Annotated in this window: 18 protein-coding genes; 11 read left to right on the forward strand and 7 right to left on the reverse strand. The window is 52.0% G+C overall.

Annotated elements, in window-relative coordinates:
* Positions 1 to 40: 40 nt before the first annotated feature.
* Positions 41 to 1,504 carry an IS701 family transposase gene (locus tag SH302x_RS01110; RefSeq protein WP_479363345.1) on the forward strand — a complete coding sequence of 488 codons (1,464 nt, stop codon included), beginning with the start codon at positions 41 to 43 and terminating at the stop codon, positions 1,502 to 1,504.
* A 725-nt stretch (positions 1,505 to 2,229) separates the two neighbouring features.
* Here the strand turns inward: SH302x_RS01110 and SH302x_RS01115 are convergent.
* Entirely contained in the window at positions 2,230 to 2,763 is a 534-nt protein-coding gene (locus tag SH302x_RS01115) for a hypothetical protein (protein ID WP_479366693.1), read from the reverse strand.
* A gap of 217 nt (positions 2,764 to 2,980) precedes the next feature.
* Here SH302x_RS01115 and SH302x_RS01120 point away from each other — a divergent pair, with 217 nt between their 5' ends.
* The gene (locus SH302x_RS01120) at positions 2,981 to 4,213 is read left to right on the forward strand and encodes an ISL3 family transposase (RefSeq protein WP_479363897.1); all 1,233 of its coding nucleotides are present in this window, start codon (positions 2,981 to 2,983) and stop codon (positions 4,211 to 4,213) included.
* Between the two features lie 21 nt (positions 4,214 to 4,234).
* Here the strand turns inward: SH302x_RS01120 and SH302x_RS01125 are convergent, their stop codons facing one another.
* A complete protein-coding gene (locus tag SH302x_RS01125; protein WP_479366694.1) occupies positions 4,235 to 6,469 on the reverse strand; it encodes an RHS repeat domain-containing protein in 2,235 nt (744 codons plus the stop codon).
* Between the two features lie 168 nt (positions 6,470 to 6,637).
* Complete coding sequence (locus SH302x_RS01130) at positions 6,638 to 8,020, reverse strand: MATE family efflux transporter (protein ID WP_479366696.1); 1,383 nt, start codon at positions 8,018 to 8,020, stop codon at positions 6,638 to 6,640.
* A 177-nt stretch (positions 8,021 to 8,197) separates the two neighbouring features.
* Between SH302x_RS01130 and SH302x_RS01135 the strand changes: the two genes are divergently transcribed.
* From SH302x_RS01135 to SH302x_RS01145, 3 genes are read left to right on the forward strand one after another with little or no spacing between them, the layout of a single operon-like run.
* Entirely contained in the window at positions 8,198 to 9,457 is a 1,260-nt protein-coding gene (locus SH302x_RS01135; protein ID WP_479366697.1) for a hypothetical protein, read from the forward strand.
* Between the two features lie 24 nt (positions 9,458 to 9,481).
* Entirely contained in the window at positions 9,482 to 9,901 is a 420-nt protein-coding gene (locus SH302x_RS01140; protein WP_479366698.1) for a hypothetical protein, read from the forward strand.
* Between the two features lie 52 nt (positions 9,902 to 9,953).
* Positions 9,954 to 11,009, forward strand: coding sequence for an Rpn family recombination-promoting nuclease/putative transposase (locus SH302x_RS01145; RefSeq protein WP_479366700.1), 1,056 nt, complete (start codon positions 9,954 to 9,956; stop codon positions 11,007 to 11,009).
* A gap of 49 nt (positions 11,010 to 11,058) precedes the next feature.
* On the opposite strand, the gene SH302x_RS01150 is transcribed toward SH302x_RS01145, so the two are convergent.
* On the reverse strand, positions 11,059 to 12,018 hold the full coding sequence (locus tag SH302x_RS01150) for an alpha/beta fold hydrolase (protein WP_479366702.1): 960 nt from the start codon (positions 12,016 to 12,018) through the stop codon (positions 11,059 to 11,061).
* 211 nt (positions 12,019 to 12,229) lie between these two features.
* Here SH302x_RS01150 and ribA point away from each other — a divergent pair, with 211 nt between their 5' ends.
* Positions 12,230 to 13,447 (forward strand): GTP cyclohydrolase II, encoded by a 1,218-nt coding sequence (gene ribA / locus SH302x_RS01155; RefSeq protein ID WP_479366704.1) that lies wholly within the window; start codon positions 12,230 to 12,232, stop codon positions 13,445 to 13,447.
* Between the two features lie 442 nt (positions 13,448 to 13,889).
* Here ribA and fusA read toward each other — a convergent pair whose 3' ends face one another.
* Positions 13,890 to 15,980: an elongation factor G gene (gene fusA, locus SH302x_RS01160; protein ID WP_479366705.1), complete on the reverse strand. Its 2,091-nt coding sequence runs from the start codon at positions 15,978 to 15,980 to the stop codon at positions 13,890 to 13,892.
* Positions 15,981 to 16,329: 349 nt separating this feature from the next.
* On the opposite strand from fusA, the gene SH302x_RS01165 reads away from it, so the two are divergent.
* The 3 genes from SH302x_RS01165 to aqpZ all read left to right on the forward strand — a co-directional run bounded on the left by SH302x_RS01165 (position 16,330) and on the right by aqpZ (position 18,968).
* Positions 16,330 to 17,184, forward strand: coding sequence for a purine-nucleoside phosphorylase (locus SH302x_RS01165; RefSeq protein WP_479366706.1), 855 nt, complete (start codon positions 16,330 to 16,332; stop codon positions 17,182 to 17,184).
* Between the two features lie 96 nt (positions 17,185 to 17,280).
* Positions 17,281 to 18,057, forward strand: coding sequence for a TrmH family RNA methyltransferase (locus tag SH302x_RS01170; RefSeq protein WP_479366707.1), 777 nt, complete (start codon positions 17,281 to 17,283; stop codon positions 18,055 to 18,057).
* Positions 18,058 to 18,218: 161 nt separating this feature from the next.
* The gene (aqpZ, locus tag SH302x_RS01175) at positions 18,219 to 18,968 is read left to right on the forward strand and encodes an aquaporin Z (RefSeq protein ID WP_479366708.1); all 750 of its coding nucleotides are present in this window, start codon (positions 18,219 to 18,221) and stop codon (positions 18,966 to 18,968) included.
* A gap of 39 nt (positions 18,969 to 19,007) precedes the next feature.
* Here the strand turns inward: aqpZ and SH302x_RS01180 are convergent, their stop codons facing one another.
* Positions 19,008 to 19,454, reverse strand: a complete 447-nt coding sequence (locus SH302x_RS01180; RefSeq protein WP_479366709.1) for a hypothetical protein — start codon at positions 19,452 to 19,454, stop codon at positions 19,008 to 19,010.
* A 429-nt stretch (positions 19,455 to 19,883) separates the two neighbouring features.
* On the opposite strand from SH302x_RS01180, the gene SH302x_RS01185 reads away from it, so the two are divergent.
* Together SH302x_RS01185 and SH302x_RS01190 are read left to right on the forward strand one after the other, a co-directional pair.
* Positions 19,884 to 20,474, forward strand: coding sequence for a response regulator (locus SH302x_RS01185; RefSeq protein WP_479366711.1), 591 nt, complete (start codon positions 19,884 to 19,886; stop codon positions 20,472 to 20,474).
* A 331-nt stretch (positions 20,475 to 20,805) separates the two neighbouring features.
* On the forward strand, positions 20,806 to 21,792 hold the full coding sequence (locus SH302x_RS01190) for a sensor histidine kinase (protein ID WP_479366712.1): 987 nt from the start codon (positions 20,806 to 20,808) through the stop codon (positions 21,790 to 21,792).
* 115 nt (positions 21,793 to 21,907) lie between these two features.
* Here the strand turns inward: SH302x_RS01190 and SH302x_RS01195 are convergent, their stop codons facing one another.
* Positions 21,908 to 22,870, reverse strand: coding sequence for a tetratricopeptide repeat protein (locus SH302x_RS01195; RefSeq protein ID WP_479366714.1), 963 nt, complete (start codon positions 22,868 to 22,870; stop codon positions 21,908 to 21,910).
* Positions 22,871 to 23,041 lie beyond the last annotated feature (171 nt).

A 23,041-nucleotide genomic window follows, 5' to 3' on the forward strand; every position in this document is an offset into this window, starting at 1 on the left:
AGGTTACCACACCAAACCAATCATCCACAAAGGGCCAAGGATGGCTAAGCGTAAACACTCCGGCAGACCTCCACAAGCTCAACATGCTGCGAAATCCACGTCGTCTCAACACGACAAACGGCAGAGGTTGGTTACGGCCAATCCGAATCGTCAATCCACTGAAGCTGCCAGCGTGCCACTGCTGGGCGGTATAGCCACACTCACTACCGCCATGAGCAGCTTGCTGGACAAGCGAATCGCGTTCCGGCTGCCGATTGTTGTTGCCGGAGCTTTGCTGGCCGGAGGTCGCCGGACGGCCGCCAGTTGGTTTCGATGTGCGGGTGTCAAAGACGATTGGGATCGCTTTTATGAACTGCTTCAATCCGTCGGCAAGAACGCCGCTGCGTTGGCGTTTGCGGTTCTTGGGGTAATCCTCAGAAAGTTTGATCCTGGTGAAAAAGGTTACTGGACGATGGCCATCGACGATTCGCCAACCAGACGATTTGGGCCATGCGTGGAGGCGGCCAACATTCACCACAATCCGACTCCTGGCCCGGGTGATGGAGACTGGCTCTACGGACACAACTGGGTCTGCTTGGCGATGCTGATAAGCCGTCCGCTGTTTGGCATAATCGCGCTGCCCATATTGTCGATGTTGTACGTTCGCGAAGTTGACATCACCAAGCTGAAACAGCGATATGAATGGGAATTTCGCACTAAACACGAACTCGCCTTGGAGCTCTGCCGAAAAGTGATGCGGACCCTTAGAGCCCTGGGAAGCAAGGCTGGGTTCATCGTCGTGTTCGACGGAGCGTATGCAGCGATGGTGTTGATCCGACCGCTGATTGCCGAAGGGGCGATCATAGTGACGAGGCTGCGTAGTGACGCCAAGCTGTTTGAGCTTCCCGTGAACAAAACCGGACAGCGTGGTCGGCCTCGCAAATACGGCAAGAACCGTATCAGCCTCAAAAAGCGAGCGACTAATCGTCGAGGTTGGAAAACGATTAGCTACTGTTGTCGCGGCGTTATGGTCGAGCGTCGCTACAAGACATTTTTGGCGACAAGCCAAGTTGTGGGTGGGACAGTTCGAGTGGTACTGCTGGAATACACCAGGGGTAATTGGGCGGCGTACGTTAGCACTGACGCTTTGATGAGCGTCGAGATGATTCTGAAGACAGCGTCGGATCGGTGGGCGATCGAAGAGCATTTTCATGACGTCAAAGAAATCTGGGGTGCAGGTGAGCAACAAGTTCGTAACGTGTGGTCGAGCATTGGCTGCTGGAACCTGTGCGGATGGTTGTATACACTGGTTGAATTGGAGTGTTGGGATCACACGAGTGAACAACTGGTGGACCGAAGCGATCGTCCATGGGACAATCCAACTCGCCGTCCTTCGCACAATGACCGCCGGCGAGGAATAGCCCGGAAAATGCTGCGCGAAGTATTTTTGAGAGATCTCCAATCTGCCGCCGATCCATCAAAAATACGCGACCGATTCGAAAGACTCTTGGCCCTAGCGGCATAAGCCTAGCACGCTATTCCAACAATCCCCTAAAGTGCAGTATATATGGCGTTCATAATTCAAAGTCCATGGGAAAAGTGCCATTCGTGGGTGCACCTTTTGTTCGCTGAAAAGGAATTTTTCAAAACCCGGAGCCAAAGCGGGGTTTTATGCCATGTCAATTTTCATACAATTTCTCAAGGCCACCGTAGACGTTGATTCTTCAATCTAGATGCTTCCTCACGCGTTATCAGTCGATAGTGAGTCATATCGTCAACATCGGAACTGACCACTTGCCAACGACGCCTCCCATTAATATCTGATTTTAATACGAAAGTCAGGCTTCTAGGACTCGCAACCCCCCCAAAATCAACTTCATATTTTAGTTGATTCGAACTAGTAGCCTCAAAATTCCGCTTCAGCGTGAACGATTTCGCATCATTTGGGAGTTTAATGTTGAAATTTTCAGTCTCTTCAAACAACCGCTTTTTCGTAGATTCCCAAACTTCGTCCGCGTCCCGCTCGCCATCGTCTGAATCACGTGCCAATAAAATAACAACTCCGTCAACACTAACATGAGTGAATGTTGGTCTTGCGCCGTATCCTGACGATGAAATTAATGCAACACAGACTGCGACGAGCACAATTCTCTTGCACTTGCATGACTCGCAGAAGTCCAACGAGACGAAGCAGCGAACGCTTGTCACCATTTTGCCAAAAAGTGTAGGTGCGAATAACATATTAGATTCCTATCTCAAGTTAAGGCTCTCCGAATAAGCATCACCACGGGCTTTTTCCCACTCAATCATTTCCATTTCAGCTTGCAACTTTGAATCAATATCAATCTGTTTTTTGATACTATCTTTGGAGTAGTACTTATTCTTAATCTCATCGGGTAGGTAGCGTCCAAAGTTTGGCCCTAACACGTCTGCAACGTGGTATAGCATATGCAGACCATTGTAGTATGTCACGTTCGAGCCGAATGGTGAAACATTAACATGGTGTTCCTTCTGGACCTCTACAGCGCCTGTATAAACCGTAGGGAATATAGCCCTTATGCCAGCCTCCCAGTCGTCGTTGTAGTCTTCCATGCTGTTTAATCCACCCGTTTGTATATCAACAATAAAATTTTCGCCGTCATACTCAATTGCGTTTACCGCATGTCTAAAATCTTGCTTCTTACCAGATGAATCCAAGTATTTGAACGTCATCGTTCCAATATAATTTTTGGTAAGCTTTGGATCGCTGTGACTGTCTAGGTAGTTTTGGAACATATTTGCCATGTCAGCACAAACGATTTGCGGAGGTTGCTCTTGTTCTGGGTCTGTCCTATACACCTCCTTTCTAAGTTTTCTGCTGTTTTCTGGAATATTCGAATCGTTTATGTATTTCTGTAGCTGTTCTTTCGCAGATCTGCTATTGTTTGGGTTGTATTCCTGGGTTCTTCGTGGAATTTAGTGGGTAGGTGCGTAGATTTGGCCGTTAGCGTATTCTTTGTCTATGAAAGAAGCAACTACTACTCACTATCATGCGTTACTTGGTTTGGACGACAACTGGAGCGTGCAATCGGTTGATTTTCGCCCTGCTGAGAAGGCCGTAGACATTCACATCAATCATACCGGAACAACTCTGCGTTGTCCTCGCTGTGATGCCGCCTGCTCACAAGCCGATCTTGCCCCTGAGCGAACTTGGAGGCATTTGGATACGATGCAATTTGTGACTCGCATCCACGCCTTGGTTCCCAGAAGCAAATGCTCTCAGTGCGGCGTGTTGACCATAGCGATTCCATGGGCCCAAAGGCACGGACGTTTTACGCTTATGTTTGAACAAGTTGCCATTGAAGTCATTCAAGCTTGCTCATCGCTCTCAGCGGCCGCTAAGCTACTGGGAATAGATTGGGCGGCAACTAATGGCATCATGCAGCGTGCGGTGGAGCGTGGGCTCCAACGCCGAAACATGGACGAAATTGAGCATGTTGGTATCGATGAAAAGAACTTTGGTAAAGGGCAGGATTACGTTTCGGTCTTGACCGACTTGGATCAGCACCGCGTGCTAGAAGTTGTTCCTCAGCGGACGCAGCAGTCTGCAGAAAAGCTATTAAAAACCTTGCCCGAACCACAAAGAGCGAAGATCAAAGCGGTTGCCGCTGATATGTGGAAGGCATTCCTAGCTGCCATCAGGGAAGTGTATCCAAACGCTGCTATTGTGCACGACAAATTCCACGTCAGTAAGTACCTTGGAGAAGCAGTTGATCTTGTCCGCCGCCAGGAGAGTCGATTGCTTGCCGAGAGAGGTGATGAGCGACTCAAGGGCACTAGGCAACTACTGCTATTTGCACGTGAGAAATTGTCGGAGGCGGATCGAAACTATCTCTACCAGTTGCAGCATTCGGACATCAAAACAGGTCGAGCATGGTCGCTTAAGGAGAATTTCAGGCACTTCTGGGAATGTACCGATCGAGACACTGCTGAGATGACGTTCGCTGGCTGGTACGGATGGGCCACACGCTGCCAAATCAAACCGATGGTGAAAGTCGCCAAGATGCTCAAGAGGCACTATGAGGGTCTTATGGCCTACATAGACCATCGAATAACCAACGCGATCAGCGAAGGCTTCAACAGTCGTATCCAATCCATCAAAAGTTCAGCTCGCGGATTTCGCAACTTCGACAACTACCGTACTCGGATCCTGTTCTTTTGCGGTAAACTCAACCTCGACTTGGAAATCCCTTAATCACTAAATTCCACGAAGAACCTATTCCTGTAGTCCGGAAATGTCTGTCAACTGCATTGACCGATTCCCCACATACCTCCTCAGATTCTCATCACCGGCGGCGAAACTGAGTGGATCTTCCGAGAGCCATTGGCCGAGGGCGGCGTCGTACCAGCGGTAAAGATTGTGCTGTAATTGCGTGACGTCATCTAACTGCTTGCCGGTGAATCCGTAAATGAGATCTACTGCAGAGTTGGTCTCGCTGATCAGTGCTCCAAAGGCGTTGTACTTGCGATGATTGGCAATGGCTGTGATACCCGTGGATTCATCGAAGTCGGCTATGTCGCGGATCGTGCCAAGATGATCGGACAACGCCCATAACACATTACCGCCACTGCCCAGGCTGGTGACTTGTTCGTCAGCAAGCAACTGGTCTACGCGATCGCTCCACAAATATCGATGCGCAAGATCGCTGGCTGCACTACCATCAAACTGCAGCACGGCGTTGATACCCTCATCGTAAACCCAGTACTGGCTGGTCGGTGACCCGCCACCCGCACCGTCGGCATCATATGTCCGCTTCACCAAGCGATTGTAAGCATCGTATTCGTAATCGAACTGTTTGGTGATCGAGCCACCGACGGAATTACGAAATTTGACCGATGTCAATCGATTGCGATGATCCCATTCGTAATCCTCAACCTTGCTGGTCGCCGTTTCTGTCTTCCGCGTGCGATTGCCTTCATCATCGTATGCAAAAGTAAATCCTGGCATCGCTGTCGTACGATTGTTACTGCTGGTAGTGTAACCGGTCATAGACCGGGAACCATTCGCATTGTAGGTGTAGGTCTCATCGGTTTGGGACGAATGGTCCGCTTCTTTAAGCTGCCCCTGAGCATCGTATTCGAACTCCGAAAGCCCTTCGATCGATGAATCAATGCTGGTGAAACGTGACAGGCCGTCGTAAATATAATCATACTCGGCCAGAATGGTGCTACCTTGCTTATGCTCTAGATTGCTTAAGCGATTGATCGTATCAAAGCTAAACGTTGTAGCTGCCACGGGATTTGACGTGCCTGTACTTTGGTAACGCTGGATCGCAGTCTGCTGACCATGCCCATTATAGCCGATCGTGACATGTTTTGCCGTCACGGCATTACCGCCCGACTGGGATTGTTGCACAATATCTACAAGTCGGTTGACTGCATCGAACTGGTAGGTGTTCTTAAAGTCCGCCGTGCTGCCAATAGTCGCGCTCAGTTGCGTGCGATTGTTGGCCGCATCGAATACTTGAGCCAACGTTACCACGGGCGATAAACCTGCGATGACATTCTCGATGCTGGTCGCTCGACCCAACGCATCGCGTGTGAACTCGATTGTGCTGCTGGGATCGCCGATACTGACCAATTCACTTGCGACGTTGTACTCTTTGGTGATCGTTCGATTCAGAGTGCCATTGGTAGCATTGGCAGCATCGCCAAAGATCTGTTCCATGGGCAGATTGGAATGGGAGCCTGCAAAGGTGACCGTAAAGCTGCCGCTGGAACCGGTGACGGTCACTTGGTCGATACCGTTCAGTGATTCCAACGCTGATTCGACAGCCGCTGCATTGGCGTTGTGTGCCAGCGGTGCGGTCACTTCACCCCGGTATGCCAATCGCCACGTTCCGCCGCTAGCGCCCGCGGAAACGATGGAAGATACGAACAGGTTATTACTATCGAGATTCTGTTTGGCCAGTAGTCTTGTGCCCACGGCGATTTGAACGGTGGCCAAGCCGCTGTCACTGGTGCCATCGTTGACTTTGTACGTGAAACTATCGATGCCTGTGAAGCTGGTATTGGGTCGATAGGTGAAGGTGCCGTTGCTATTGAAGCTAATTAGAGAACCGGAGCTTGGATTGGTGACAACAGAGGCTGCAAGTGACCCGCCATCGACATCGGCGTCATTGGCCAGCAGGTGGGCTGGTGATGAGGACGTTGTCACTACTAGATCGGTATTCATCGCGGTGAAGTAAGCATTGTCATCTTGGACAATCGGTGCTGCATTGAGCAGGTCCCGACGCTCGAGCCCTTCGAGTAAGGTTTTTCGCAGGACGGTTCTAATTGGAGATTGCCGCTGCGAGAAAGGACGCTTGGCACGTTTCTTGAAGAGAGAGAGAGAGAGAGAGAGAGAGAGAGAGAGTAGGTAGCCGCATAGTGGAAGTTCCGAGTGAGAGAGGTGGATCGGTAACGCACACGTGTGATAGCATTGCGGCGAATTCGATCCCTTAATCGGCACGACGAAGTGGAACGAAGCGTCGTTGACGTTTGGTTCTAAAGGTCGCAAAACCGCGTGTCAACAAAATTCTAGAAAGTTTTCGGTAAATGCACCGGCACGTTTCTTCGGTGCAGCAAACTATGTGGAGAAGTCGGGCTAACGGGGGCTCTAGTCGTTAGTCCTTAGCTTTCACGCTTCACATTTATCGATCATGCGCATTTCACGCCACTTGCCGCTGCGGTATCTCAAGAAGAGCGTAAAGCCTAGCGACCAAATCCAAACACACATCACGACCCACCAGTAATGCAGCGGACTGATCAGATCGCGACTGGTAATCGGCTGATACAACACGCCCCCCAGCGTGATGACGACTAAGCTTGCAGTAACGACCGCCATTAGCACAAACCAAGTATCGCCCGCACCACGCAATGCACCCGACAAGATGACCTGAATCGCATCGAAGAACAGATACGCGGTCACGATCAATAACAATTTTTTCGCCATCGCGATCGTTTCGATATTGGCTGTGTCCCCAGGCGTGCCGCGATAGATCGACAAGAGTAAGTCAGGTGTCAGTACGTAAAGGAATGCCCAAAAGCTGCAGTAAGCAAAACCAACCATTAACGAGGCACGCACCGCTTCGGCCGCGCGGTCCGCGCCAAACTCGGTAAGCCTTCTGCCCACGACGACGCTTGTCCCAATCTGCAAACCGACCAGCGGTATGAATGCAACCATGTTGAAGTTGATCGCCATGGTGGTCGCCTGCATGGGGGAAACTCCCAGGCTGCCAATCTGCAGCAAGATCCACGAAAAACTTCCCGCTTCCGCCAAGCTATGCAGACCGGCCGGGAAGCCAAAGTAAACAAGCTTGGTCAGTTCCTTCCAGCTAAAACAAAACCCGCGTCGAATATGATAGGTCGCTTCCCAACGCGGTGAACTGAGCAAGATCACGTAGACAATGGCTTTGAACCAAAAGGCAATCACACTGGCGATCGCCGCGCCCTCCAAACCCATGGCTGGAATGCCCAAGCCGCCGAAGATCAGCCATACATCCAATACGATGTTCAGAATCGCCGACGCGATGCTATTCCACATAATGACCGAAGTGCGTTCGGTGCCACTGAAAAACCCGCTGAGCCCTGCGTCCAAGATAATGCCCGCTGCACCGAGCATGAGGATGCGTAAATAGGTTGTTTCCATCGCCAGCAGTTCCGGCGGCTGGCCCGTCAGACGGAAGATCGCTGGTGCAAAATAAGCTGCGAGTGCTAGAAAGGGGATCAAGCAAATGGTCAGCCAAACCGCTTGCCACAGCAGCCGGCCTACTTCATGCGTTTGTTTGGCACCCACATGCTGAGCGATAATGGCGCCAGTCATCGACGCGATCCCCATCGGTAAGCAGATCGATGACCAGAATACATTGCCACCGGTCATCGAAGCACTCATCGCGGTCCGATTGTATTCGTACAGCAAGGTTCGGTCGGTGAAGAGTACCAGCGAAAACATCGCCGTGCTGACTAGCAGAGGGAACGCGACCTTGAGAACTTCAGAGATATTGGTCAACAGTCCGTGCATTGAAAGTTTCCTGCGGTGCCTGCCGGATCACAGCAGGTCGGTTTAGAATGGAGAGGGAATCGAAATCGCTGTCGACGACAGTGGGCGGGTGGGGAGGGAACTAAAATCGATCGCTTAAACATACGATGGACAGTTTTTGCAGCGCACTACAGACACGTGCTGGCCCGATTGGTTCTCGTGCTGCTGTCGATATTCTGTTCATCTGCGGGTTTCACTCAGGAATCTCCCGGTGGATTTCACCGATTTGAGGGGAAGCATATTCTACTGATAACCGATGTCTCTCCAACACCTGAAGTGGAAAGCTTAACGAAAGCTTTCGATGCGGCCGTCCAGCAATGGACCAGACTGTTTGGTGCCGACGCTCAAGCGGTCGAGCAGTGGAAAGTTGCGGCCTTCATCATGACCGATCGCCAGCGGTTCGAACAAGCTGGCCTTATCTCGTCAGCGATCGGCGCGTTTCGCGAAGGGCATCAGGTAGGCGACCTGATTTTGTGCAAGGAGCAGCCGTCGAGCTATTATCGCCGGCATTTGCTGCTGCATGAAGGCGTACACTGGTTTATGGAGAAAGCTCTGGGCGGCTATGGTCCAGGCTGGTGGATGGAAGGCATCGCCGAATGGCAGGCGACGCATCGTTGGGACGGGCAAGAATTGGTTTGTGGTGTTGTTCCTAAAACCGCGGAAGAATTACCTTACTGGGGACGCTTGCGTTGGATCGCTCAAGATCTCGATGCAGGGCAGGGGCCATCGCTGGTGACGCTGTTCCGACAAGCCAAAGAGTTGCATCGCGTGGATAGCACGTATGCCTGGAGCTGGATGGCGGCAACTTTTTTTGCCAATCACCCGCGCTATCAAGAGCGATTCTATCAGCGACTTAAGCAGCCAACCGATTTCAGTAACGCACTGAACCAAGACGTACTGAGTTGGATCGGCGCAGATATGCACGTTGTCCAAGCGGAATTCAATCTCTTTGTAACCGAGCTGGACTATGGAGTGGAACCTTCGTATGCGGTCGTTGATCTCAAGCAAGCGATTGAGCAACTGCAAATCAAGGAGCTTGGTGGAACAAACAAGTCCAACTTCATGATTGATGCAAGTCGGGGTTGGCAACTGGCGCCAATCAAGCTTCCCGTGAATCGAGCGCTGCGGATGGAAGCTAGCGGTAAGGTTGCTTTTCAAGATGATGCGTTTGGGAAGCTAGAAAGCGAGCCGCAAGGTATCACTTTAAAATACGTCGATGGCAAGCCGATGTCACAACTGATGGCCGTCATGCTGCCGACAGATGGGGGATTGGAATCTACCATGCGTTTAAAAAAGATATCGATTGGCCGCAGCGCTGACATAAGCGTGCCATCGGAGTGCTGGCTGCTACTGCGTGTAAACTTGCAAGCGACGTCGCAGGCTGCCGCAAAAGGTAGCTTTCAGTTGCAGATTGAATAAGCCTTTCATTTTTTGCAGAATTTCATGCGAAGGCGCGAAGCCCGCAAAACGCCAACAGATCTGGACTTAGCGAGCTTTGCGCCTTTGCGTGATTATCGTTCGTTCTTTGACTTTACATTGACTTTTGATCCACGGTATATCCCACCTGTGAAAGAAACGCGAGTGTACGAAATGGACAATCCTGACAAGAAACGCGTGATCGAAGTGGAACGCAGATTGGAAGAAGTCAAAGGTGTCTTCCGGTTGACCGGCATCACAACGTCGCAAGATAGCGTGGAGTTTGTGTCCGCTTATTCCGAAGAGCGAGTTCCGGTGGTGCATCTGGAAACGGTGCAGTTTCAATGGCATCAATTCAACGAAGACGACTTTACTTTTCCAGACGTGGCTGAGCTGATGAAGTCGCCTAAAGCACTCAACGAGTTTCTCGACCATTCCGAGAAGTAGTTTGGCTGTTGATTGCATGCGGACGGTTTCGGCATCGAGTACAATCGTGCTCATGACATCTTCCGAAAATGAACCGACGCCTCCGTCACCTGACTTGCCACCCCGAGATGAAGCGATCCAATCGCCTCATGATCGCTTGTTGAATCAGACGCTCCAACAGGTTGATGCAGCACGAACTTTATTAGAAAAGCATCTGCCACCCGAAGTGGTCGAGCACTTGAAACTGGCAACGTTGGCACATGTTGATACCAGTTTGATTGACCGCAGCCTGAGACGCCGTTTCGCTGATCGGCTTTTTTCGGTTGAAGTGTCTGACGCAATCGTGGATAGCTTGGGAATGAAGTCCAAGTATGCTTGCTTGCTGGTGCTGATCGACCACAAAAGTACGGACCAGCCGAGCACACTGATTCAAATGCTGGGCTACATCGTTCGCATTTGGGAGAATGCGTTAGAGAACGGCAAGCCATTGGTTCCGATCATTCCATGGGTAATTTATAACGGAGTGCGTCCATGGCGGTCCGCCCGCAGTATCGACCAGTTAATTCCGGTCCCGGCCAGTTGGAAACGCTTTATTCCAGGACTAGAATTACCGATCTTCGACGTTAGTCGGATGAACGATTTGGCGATGGAGGGCGAACCGTTTTTGCAAATTGCCCTGACGCTGCTAAAATATGGAAGAGATCGCGACCTGGAGGGGGCGTTAAGGCCTCTATTTCAGATGCTATCGCGTACGCTGACTTCTCTACAAGCTCGAAATGTGCTTGATACAATTAGGATCTATGTGATGTCGGTTAATCCCGTCCTTGGTGAGGAAAGTATGAACGAAATTGTAGCAGAATTTTGGCCTGTCCAACCTGAACCCGGTTCCGTGGCGGATCAACTGATTGCGAAAGGAGAAGCACGTGGAGAAGCACGTGGGGAAGCACGTGGAGAAGCACGCGGTGAAATCAAAGGTAAGGCACAAGAGAAAGCCAATACGATTCGCACGCTTCAGGACATTCTCGGACTGACGCATTCCACCGACGAGCAGTTGTCGGGGAAGAGTTTAGATGAATTACAAGCGATCATTGCATCACTGCAGCAACAGATCGTGCAACGTTTGAGTTAACCTTACTTGTGTTTTCGCAACGCAATTCGTCATGGATTTTGCCTCTCCTCTAAGGCTTTACCGTAACTCTTTGATCGTCAAGCTGTGCCTGCAAATGCTTTCGCACAAACTCAATCGCAGCATCGACGGCGTAGGGATTTAAAAACGTGGCCATGTGCCCTTGATGCTTGGCAATGTATCGTTCCGTGGGAACTTCGAACTCCAATAGCTTGGCAAACAACGTTTCCGAGTTCGATTGCGGGACCAACAAATCGCTGTCGCCATGAATGAAAAACGTCGGTGGATCATCTTGACTGGCATGCGTGGTGGGAGACGCTTCTTTATACACCGCTGGCAAATCAAGTTTGCTTCCGCCCAAGAAGGGGGCGAGTATTTGGTTGTCGCCGGGCAAGTTCGTAAAGTCGCATGGAGCGCCGCCAGCAACGCAGACTTTAGGACGTGCTAATTCCTCCGCAGGATGGACCGCGGCCAGCGCCGCAAGATGTCCACCGGCAGAATAGCCCCACACGACTAGCTGGTTGATATCGATCTGGAGCTGGTCTGCGTTTTGTTCCAAGTAGCTGATCGCGGCGCGGACGTCGTCCAGTTGAGCTGGAAACTTGAAACGGGGAGCCAAGCGGTACTCGATATTGAATACAGCAAAGCCCGCGGTCGTTAATCGATTCGCATGGATCAATATTTGATGCCTAGTACCAGCGATCCAGCCGCCGCCATGAATCAGCAACACCACGGGCAGTGGACCTTGAATCGACGGCCGGTGAAAGTCGGCAATCAAATCGACGCCATCCACGCTGTGATAGACGATGTTGGACTTGGACGAAGGGGCGATCGGCGCAGCAGGGCTAGGAGTGTCAGTCTTCCCGTCTGCTGAAAAGCTTGCCGGTTCGCCAGCTAAAGCTGAAAGAGGCAAGCTTTGCACCATCGCCCAGAAGAATGCTGCAAGTCCAACAAGCCTCAGTTTAAAGGAGCTCTGCAGGCAATTGCACTGAAATTTTCGTTGGTTTTGCATAGTTTAGATCGGCCATCGACCGACAACGGTTATGAATCCGCGGTAGATCGCAGTGATTAGGGTTTCCGATTTTGTACGATTCTTATCATAATGGGGCCCGCAATCGAAATGGGGATCATCACTAAAGGATTCCGTAATAGTTCATTGCGAATCACATTTTGGCGTGGATGATGACTTCAGCAATGCGTGCTCAGCATGCAGTAGGCACCAATTGGACGAAAGAAACTTTAGCACGGTTCAATCCGCAGTCGATGCGATCCGTGATGGCAAAATCGTGATTGTCGTGGATGCGGAGGATCGCGAAAACGAGGGCGATTATGTGTGTGCGGCCGAACTGGCCACACCCGCCATGATTAATTTTATGCTGGGCGGACACGGGCAGCTATGTGCGCCAGTTTTGCCGTCCGTGTGTGACCGGTTGGATCTCAAGCCGGTTGTGCAGAACAATACTTCGCCACTTACCACTGCGTTCATGACTCCGGTCGATCACGCGGGATGCAAGACGGGGATCACGGCTGGTGAACGCGCCGAAACGATTCGCCGATTGGCCAATCCCAACTCCCAGAAATCGGACTTTGTTCAGCCAGGTCACGTTTACCCATTGCTGGCGATGGAAGGCGGCGTGCTGCGGCGCGCTGGGCATACGGAGGCCGCCGTCGATCTGGCGCGGATGGCGGGCTTGGCACCGGCTGGCGTGTTATGCGAGATCCTTAACGACGAAGGGGATCGTGCGTCGCGAGATGATCTCTGGGCACTGGCCAGCAAGCACCAATTGGAGATCATCACCGTCGAGCAAATCATCGCCCATCGCCGCATCAATGAAAAGCTGGTCTCGCGAGTGGCTTCGGCTTTGCTACCCACTCGCTTTGGCGACTTCACGATTCACGTTTACAGTGTCCAATTTGAAGCTCAAGAACCGATTGCAATTGTCAAAGGAGATCTGTCGGTGGCTGGTGACAAAGCGCCCTTGGTGCGGATGCACAGCAGTTGTTTCACCGGTGACTTGATTCAATCGCTACGTTGTGACTGCGGTGATCAGTTGATGACTGCTCTACAGGCCATCGCGGCCGAAGGGCAGGGGGCTTTGGTTTACTTGCCGCAAGAAGGCCGAGGGATTGGGCTGGCCCAAAAGATTCGCGCCTATGCGTTGCAAGAGCAGGGGATGGACACCGTGGAAGCCAATCATGCGCTGGGCTTTAAAGCCGATATGCGTGATTACGGCGTTGGGATTCAGATCCTGAAGGATTTGGGGCTGCGTGAGATTCGTTTGTTGACCAACAATCCCAAGAAGCTGGAAGCGTTTAACTTGCGTGGGTTTGATCTGCAAGTCGTCGATCAGATTCCACTGATCGTGCCGTCCAACGCTCACAATCAAAATTATCTTGCTACCAAACGCGATAAGCTAGGTCATAGTTTGCCCAAAGAGTGAAACGTAGCTCAGCGGCTCTGTCCGCTGAGCGAAAATGTTCTTGGTTCTTGGTTCTTGGTTCGTAGTACCGCCTTTAGGCGGAATGGATCGTCATACCCAGCTAGCACCGCTTGAAGGTGGAACTGCAAGCAAAGCTCGCAGGGGATCTCGTTTAACCGCGTGCCCAGCGGGCCGCGTCACTGTTGCCGAGCACTCCAAACGTGGGGCGATGCCCAACGCGGTTAAACGAAGCAGCCCACGAGACGCGTACGCCTGGCGGCTAACGGTTAAACGAAGCAGCCCACGAGACGCGTACGCCTAGCGGCTAACGGTTAAACGAAGAGACAACAGACTAAACAGCCGCAATGCTTTGTGCACAAAAAAATCGGCGAGCTGTTGTCAACTCGCCGATTGAGGTGTTCAGGTGATCGACCAATCGCGGGGCGACTGGCGGACGTGCATACTACGCCGAAGCCACCGCTGCCAAATACTTCTTGCGTTCAGCAATAATGCCTTCTTGCAAGTTGCGAGGGACTTCACGATAAGCGGACAGCTCCATCGAGAAAGTACCTTGGCCCTTGGTCATCGAACGCAAGTCGGTTGCATAGCCGAACGTCTCGGACAACGGAACTTCAGCCGAAATGTAGCTGACGCCATCACGAGCATCGGTCTGGCTAATCAAACCACGGCGGCTGATCAAGTTACCTACCACCGTACCCTGGTCGTTCTCAGGGCATTCGATATCGCACTTCATGATCGGCTCGAGCAACGTTGGGTTCGATTCCTTCATGCTTTGTCGGAAGCAATCGCAAGCAGCGATGTAAAACGCTCGTTCGCTAGAGTCGACGTCATGGTAGGAACCATCGCGAAGGTCCATGCGAACGCCCACGACTGGGAATTCAGCCAACGGACCTTTGTGCATGGAATCGCGGAAGCCTTTTTCCACAGGCGGAATGAACTGCTTGGGAATACGACCGCCGACCACGTGTTCTTCGAAAATGAAGTTCTCGGTGCCTTCGGTAATTGGAGTCAATTCACCTACGATATGAGCGTACTGTCCGGAACCACCCGTTTGCTTCTTGTGCTTGTAGTTAAATTCTACTTTTCCACCAGGAGCTTCGCGATAGCTAACCTTCGGTGCACCCACGTTGACTTCGACCTTATATTCGCGTCGCATGCGTTCGACATAGATGTCCAAGTGCAATTCACCCATCCCGCACAGAATCGTCTCGCTCGTTTCTTCGTCGTTGTAGACTTGGAACGTCGGATCTTCTTTGCGGAAGCGGTTAAGTGCCTTACTCATCTTGTCGGCATCGGCTCGGCTAGCAGGCGTCACGGCGACCTTGATCACCGGCTCAGGCACATACATGCTTTCCAGTGAACAGTAATCCTTCTCGGTTGAGAAAGTATCCCCAGTCGCGCAATCGATGCCCATGATGGCCACGATGTCACCAGGACCAGCCTCGTCGACTTCGCTGCGTTCATCGGCATGCATGCGCACGATACGGCTGAAGCGTTCTTTCTTGCCAGTACGCTGATTGATGTACATTTCGCCCTTCTTCACGGTACCTTGATAGATACGCGTAAAGGTCAACTGGCCGTACGGATCGTCCACGATTTTGAAAGCCATGCCGACGAACGGTAGAGTTGGATCAGGCTTGAGCTCGAACTTCTCTTCTTGGTTATCGATGCGTCGTGCTTTGATTTCGCGTTCCATCGGATTGGGCAAGTAGCGAATGACCGCATCCAGCAATAACTGCACGCCTTTGTTCTTATAAGCCGAACCGCAGAAGACCGGCGTGATGCGCAGGCCTTGAACAGCTTCTTTAGTCGTCTTGTAGATCAAGTCCGTGGATACCTCTTGCTCGTTGAGCAGCAGTTCCATCATCTCGTCACTGTACATGCTCAAGCTTTCGAGCATCATTTGACGATACTCTTGGGCTTGGTCCACATAGTCCTCAGGAATCTCTTCTTCGCGGACCTTTTCGCCTTGTTCGCCATCAAAGAAGTAAGCCTTCATGGTGATCAGGTCGATCACGCCGCCAAACGTTTCGCCGGCACCAATCGGGATTTGCATCATGACCGATTCGGCGTTGAGCTTATCCTTGATCATCTTCGCAACGCGATAAGCGTCCGCACCGGTACGGTCCATCTTGTTGACGAACGCCAAACGAGGCACACCGTAACGTCGCATCTGTCGGTCAACCGTCAGCGATTGGCTTTGCACGCCACCGACGCTGCACAAGACAAGTACAGCTCCGTCCAAGACCCGCAATGAACGTTCGACTTCGATCGTAAAGTCTACGTGGCCCGGGGTGTCAATCAAGTTGATCGTGTGATCTTTCCAATGGACTTGGGTGCAAGCACTGGTGATCGTGATCCCGCGCTCTTGTTCCAATTCCATATAGTCCATCGTCGCGCCGTCACCGCCACCTTTGACTTCTTCAATCTTGTGAATGCGGCCAGCGTAGAACAGAACTCGTTCCGACAAAGTGGTTTTGCCAGAGTCGATGTGGGCACTAATACCGATATTTCGGAGTGTTTTGAGATCCATATGTGTATACAAACCGACGATTGTCGCCGCCGGAACTGGTTTAGAGGAAAAAAGGGTACGGACGAACCGATATTTCTATAGTTGCCATTTTGTGCCGCGTGGTTCATCCTGAACGGGGCGGAGCAACCGATTTGACAATTCACCGTAGAACTTGCAAGGACCGAAAAGTTTACAGATTTTGCTTGATGCCGAAAGTCCAATTTTCCGTGCGGCCCCGCTTTCTGAACCGCTTGGCATACCGCGTGCCGCAGCGGCGCGGGCCTGCCAAATGCTTACTATCCCGTAAACTTTCGGCTCGACATGGACCTCAGGCGCTGACAACCGGCTTCAACTAACCCATACTGCCACCATGCAGAATTTGAATCAACAAACCGAAATGGACCTGATTTCCCAATCACTTGAGCGGATCGGTCAGCGCACTTCCTTACGTCCAAAAGTCGCCATCATCCTGGGCAGTGGGCTAGGAGGCTTGGCTGATCAAGTCCAGCACCCCGTGCCAATTTCTTATGCAGATCTGCCCGCATTGCCGACACCATCGGCGCATGGCCACGCTGGAAAACTAATTTTGGGCTACTTGAGCGAGGTGCCCGTCGTGGTCTTTGCCGGACGGTCTCATCTGTATGAAGGCCACTCCGCTCAGACCTCCGTCGCGTCCGTGCGTCTAGCGGCAGCTTTGGGAGCCGAGTTGTGCATTGCGTCCAACGCTGCAGGTGGAGTCAACCCAAGGTTCAATACTGGCGATCTTGTGATGGTCGATTCGCACATCAATTTGTTCTATGAATATTTGAAGAAGTCCGGCGGCGAGGCGGCAGAAACGCTGGCGATGGGGAATCTCCAGCGGTCGGCAGTTCCGCTGTACGATCGCGATCTCATGGCCACCTGTGGGCAGATCGCTACTGAGCTTGGCTTCAGCCTGCAGCGTGGAACATATCTGGGCACGCTGGGGCCGACTTATGAAACGCGAGCGGAGTATCGGGCGTTTCGTGTTATGGGGGCCGACATGGTGGGTATGAGCACCGTGCTAGAGATGATCGCCGCCAGCCAGTTAGGCATGAAGACTTTAGCGTTCTCCGTCATCACCAACGTTGCCAATCCCGATTGTCCAACCGAAACCACGCATGACGAAGTGCTGGACGTTGCCAAAGTCGCTCAGAAGCGGATGCTGCCCTTGGTGACGGAATTGCTGAAGCAGTTGGACAGGTGATCGCCCCATGTCGGCTAGCCGAAATGATGGGGACTTCTCTTCCGGTTGGTCGTGCTGGCAATTGCGGAAGCAGCCTGTTCGATGCATACTGAAGTGATGTTATCGAAGAACCAAATCAAAGAATTCCGTTTGTTGCGCTCAAAAAAGTATCGCTCGCAGTATCAGAAGTACATTGCAGAAGGCGAAAAGATTGTGGGCGAACTGATCGAGTCGTGTCCGCCGACGTTGTTGTGGGTGTTGGCTACGCCAGACTATGCGGCCGGTTTGTCGGAAACTCAATTGACGCAGTTGGGATCTAAGCTGCTGCAATGTGATCAAAAGACGTTGGACTCGATCAGCGCTCTGAATACGCCATCACCGGTCATGGCCGTCATGCAGTTGCCGACGACAAGTGAGTCAAAGCCGATCGGCAGCGGTTTGAGCTTGTATCTGGACGGCATTGGCGATCCAGGGAACCTGGGCACGATCCTGCGTATTGCGGATTGGTTTGGATTGCCCGTTTACTTATCAGAAGATTGCGTGGACATATACAACCCCAAGACGATTCAAGCGAGCATGGGGGCTTTCATGCGCGTGCAAGTGAGTACCTCTGGTCTAGCGGAACTGGTGTCGGCCGATGCGCACGTACAAGTGATCGGTACCACGATTGATCGTGGTGAAGATGCGTTGGATTTTCAGTGGCCAGAGTGTTCGCTGTTAGTAATTGGCAGTGAGAGCCATGGCATACGGCAGTTGAGCACTCAGCATATCTCACGTTGGATTTCGATCCCTCGTGGTCATGACGGTTTGGGCAGTGAGTCGCTGAACGCTGCGGTCGCGACTGGGATCCTGTGCGCGGGGCATTTGCGATATGACCGAGCGCGCGGCCGTTAGCTTTTGGTTGCGGTGAAGAACTTTACGAAGTGAACGATCGTGCATTCCCAAAAAGCAAACGGAGTGTAGTATCTTGCCGTAATCCACGGTGCCAAACGTGCCGTCGACTTAGCTATCGGTGCTGGTCGTTTTCATTTTGGCTCTAGTTACGAGGTCGTTTCATGAATCCACTTGGGAAGAAGTTGTTGGCTGAGTTTATCGGCACGTTTTGGCTGGTCTTTGGTGGCTGTGGAAGCGCCGTCTTGGCTGCGAAGTTTATTACTCCTGAAGAGAGTACACCGATCAATATCGGCATTGGCTTGGTCGGTGTTTCTTTCGCATTCGGATTGACCGTGTTGACAATGGCGTATGCGATAGGCCATATATCAGGCTGCCATCTGAATCCAGCGGTCAGTGTTGGGTTAGTCGCGGGAGGTCGCTTCAAGTCCTCTGAGTTGGTGCCCTATATTATTGCGCAAACGGTGGGTGGCATAGCAGGCGCGTTTGTGCTGTATTTTATTGCCAGCGGTAAAGAAGGCTTTGCGATTGATGCGACGGCCGCGGGAGCTTTTGCAACGAATGGTTATGCCGCGATGTCGCCTGGGGGGTACACTTTAATCGCCTGCTTCTTGGCCGAAGTGGTGCTAACGGCGTTTTTCCTGATCATTATCTTAGGAGCCACCGATCGTCTAGCGCCTAGCGGGTTTGCTCCAATCGCGATCGGATTGGGACTGACATTAATTCATTTGATTGGTATTCCTGTGACCAATCTATCGGTGAATCCGGCTCGCAGTTTAGGCCCAGCCTTAGTTGCTGGAGGTGCTGCGTTAACGCAAGTTTGGTTGTTCTGGCTGGCTCCGATCGCCGGCGCCATTATCGGAGCACTCATTTATCGCGGTATCAGCCAGCCGGCCGTTGAAGCAAACGCATAGACGGTGCGCGGGCGTCTGGCCCGCAAGGCACCAGGCTAACTAAAGATTGACGCCGCGCTGCTTGGCCAGCTCGCGCATGACGAATTCGAAATAAGGGAACGGTACTTTGGGATTGCGGCGCTGCGCCCAGAGGTAAATCACGTTCACCATAGATCGGGAGATGCGTTTGTTGTTGACTTCGACCAGAACACGGTCAATGAACTGTTCCTGTTCTGGTAGGAAGACACGTAAGCCGCGTTTGAGTTGAATGCCCAACTCAACCGTGTTGACGTCCAGCATACGCTCCGCTTCGTTGAACAAGCTGGAGTCAAATAGCGAAGAGTCCTGGGCCAATAGCTGGGGAGTGGAAAAAATGGCTGTCAGGAAAGTCATCGATCCGCATAAGGCCATGGCGGCCAATCGGCGATGTATCTGCTGGCGCGATTGGCCAACGGATCGCTTCCAAGCTTTCATGAAATTTTTTTTGTTGGGGTTGTCATGACGCATGCCAGTATTCCTTTACTGTTGGCGAACTGTGCCAATCGCAATGAGCAATAGCAGAAAGCGCTACCTTAAAGCAAGAGTGCTGCGGGGTATTGGGTTGGAAATGCGAAATCGCCAGGGATTTTTAAGAAAACAGGACTCGTCGCAGCTTTGAGCGATGTCAAAGCATCGGCGGCGAACGTCGCTTGCCGCGGTCGTCAAAGTCGCCGTCAATTACTTTTTTTGCCTATTGCGTCTCTTTCGCCAAGTCGTCTTGACTTGCGGTTTACAAGATCGATATGTTGCGAGGTGTCGGAAAGCTTGGTAAGCCGGGCAGGTGTGGCTGACACCGCAGGAGCTACCAGCAACGACTGATACGTATTGAAGACGACGTGTCGGTTCGCCTTTCCAAGTCTTCATTCAAGCCATCAAAAGGAAGGATGGTTCGCGGCTATGTCCAGCACAAAAACTGTTTTTACAACCGGTGAAGCGGCGAAGATTTGCAAGGTCAGCCAACAGACCATCATTCGTTGCTTCGATAATGGCACGTTGAAAGGATTTCGCGTACCAGGTTCCCGTTTCCGTCGTATCCCTCGTGACCAATTGTTTGTGTTCATGAAGGATAACGGTATCCCAACTGATGCACTGGAAAGTGGTCAGAAGAAGCTTTTGATCGTGGATGACGATCAAGACCTCGTCGACTTGATGGTGGATTGCTTTCAACGCGATGGCCGTTTCGAGATTCGCACTGCAAACAATGGCTTTGATGCTGGTATGCAAGTGAAAGAGTTCCGTCCGGATTGCGTCGTGTTAGACGTGATGTTGCCTGATATCAATGGTAAAGAAGTTTGCCAACGTGTGCGGTCCGACCGTACCATGGATTCGGTCAAGATCCTTTGCATCTCCGGTATGGTTGAACCTGACAAGGTGAACGATCTGAGGAATGCGGGAGCCAACGACTTCATGCAGAAGCCATTCACCACGGAACGACTGCTCGAACGAGTTTGCGACTTGATCGAACTTGAGCGACCAGTTGGCGTTTAACTTATGTAAATCAAACTGCTAACTGCATCGCGCGATGCGGTTGCAACGCTTATGGAATTTAACAAAGCCGCTTCAAGCCGCTTTGGTCAAACTTTCGAATAACCCGTGCACCGCAAACGTAATGCGACACGGGTTTTTTCGTATAATCGATGGTGGTGGACTTCAGCACCGTTCAATATTGTTCGTATTCCCTGCCTTCAGGGGGGGCTGTTTGTAGTCCCGCCTTTAGGCGGTGGGGCTCGCTATAACTTACGGTAGATCCGCCTAAAGGTGGTACTACGAACGGCGGTGCAAAGAACTGTCAATGTAAATGAAGTGGTCTTGGATTAGTATGTCAGCGAACTTTCCTTGCGATGTATGGCGATTAAGCGCGTGGCTCTTTCATGCGGCAAACGTTCCATTGGGGAATTCGTTGCCTGAATTTTTAGTGAAGCAAATCAATGCTGCGCTGAAGTGCGATGGCTCCGGCCACTGGGCCAACTCTGCGATGCTATTAGTTCAGCAGGCCGCTGGTGCGGAGCAAGATGAGCTGGTAGAAGCTGGCCAACTGTTGCAGCAAGCGACCCAAGCTTGGGCACGCCGCCATCAACAGGGGTTGCGATTTGAACAAGCCGTTGAAGCTCGTGTGGCGGAGACGATGTATGGGTTTTGTTATGGCTTAACGCACGAAATCAATAACCCACTGGCGAATATATCCGCTAGAGCCCAAGGCCTGCGAGCGCGATCCAAGGATACAGCGACTCAGCAATCCCTCGAGAACATTATTTTGCAAGCCAGTCGAGCGCATGAGATGCTCGCGGAAATGATGTTGGCGGTTCGACCGCCGCAGATATCGCTGGAAAAGGTTGACCTGCGAGAGTTGGCAGAGCAGGTTGCCGTCAGTTTTGAGGGTCAAGCCAATGAGGCTCAGGTTCAGTTCTCGCAGGATATCGATATTCGGCGTTTGCCTGCGATGGTCGATCAGACCGCGCTGACCGAAATGTTGCAAGCGATCTTCCGGAACAGTTTGGAAGCTTGTGAGGTGGGGGGCCAGATTGAGCTGTGTTGTCAACGCGTAGAGCCCGCGGATGATGAAGCGCGAAACGGCGGTCTGCCCGAAATACGGCTAGCGATTTGTGATAATGGAAAAGGATTGACTCCAGGGCAAATGCGTCAAGCGTTCGATTTGTATTATTGCGGCCGCGAAGCAGGCCGTTCGCTGGGGATTGGATTAGCCAAATCTCGTCGAATCGCAGAAGCTCATTGTGGTCGCCTATGGTTGGCTTCGCAACCAGGGTTGGGAACGGCCGCTGAGATCCGATTGCCTTGGGCCGTGTAGTGTTTTGTCAACATTTAGTTTTAGGGTACGACGACCTTCACCCCTAAGTTTTAAGTCTTGACGAAGCACTAGAGATAAACGCGCCGCCGCTCGACGCACGGTCTGTTGCAAGTGCTTAGCGAATGATCGACTCAGCGTCTTGATCGATTACTTCCAGTGGCAGTGTCGCCAAATGGTTGTAGCTCATTTCAAAGACGCCTGCCAAGCGATTGGCTTCGGCATGTTCAGGATGATCTCGCAAGATAGCGGCGAGGGCTTGTTTCGCCTCGGTCTGCTGGCCAATCTGGTGCAGGGCTGCGGCAAGTCGTAGTTGTTGTTGGGTATCTTCAGCGGGCAGGTAGCGTGCGGCGGCGGTGTAAGCAGCGATCGCTTCGCTTTGACGTCCCAAGTCAGCTAACGCTTGGCCTTTGGAAAGGTGCATCCGTCCATCGACATTCATGCTTGGACGGTGATCGACCATGCGGTCTAGCGTAGCCAGTGCGCGGTGCGGCCGGTTCATTTGACGATAGATCTCTGCGATCGACATCTGGACTGGAGGGTTGTCGGCTTGGATCAGCAGGGAACGGTGGTAGGCCTGCAATGCAGCTTCCCATTGACGGTTGCGGGCAAGCGAGTCACCTCGCAATTGCCAAGCGGCGGCGTTGTTATGCCAACGCGACAGCATTTTGTCTGAGATTTGCATCGCTTCGGCAACTTGGTTTTGCTGCAGATACATTTCGCCCAATCGGATCAGATATTCAGGGTTATCGCCCGACAACCGAACGGCCTCTTGCATATGCACGATGGCTTCCAAGCGGCGGTTGGAATCCCATAACGTTTGGCTTATTCCCCAATGCGCTCGTTCGTCGGCTGGGCATTGGGCAATGGCTTGAGAGAAGTACTGTTCTGCTGCCTGTGGTTGGTTACGCGAGAGCAGTTCAACGCCTTGCAGGGACAGTTGCCTTGCTTCGACCAGGTTTTTGTCTGGTCTTCGTCCGGTGATGGCGCGGCATCCGCAAGGCAGTACGCTGGCGGTGATCATGCAGCCGATCAGGGCGTTGCGAAGGTAAAGCGGCGGATGTACGGCTTGGTTGTGCATTGAAGTGGTCGGTTCAGCACTGATCGCAGCGGTTCATAGTGGAACGCACAATCAAGATGGCTGTAAGGTCATAGCAAAACTTGCTGTCGAATCTCAATAGCGTTCTCAAGGTAGTAGGCACACTCCGCTGTGCCGTAACAGGGTAGTAGGCACACTCCGCTGTGCCGTAAC

The organism is Njordella calcicola (assembly GCF_056494125.1).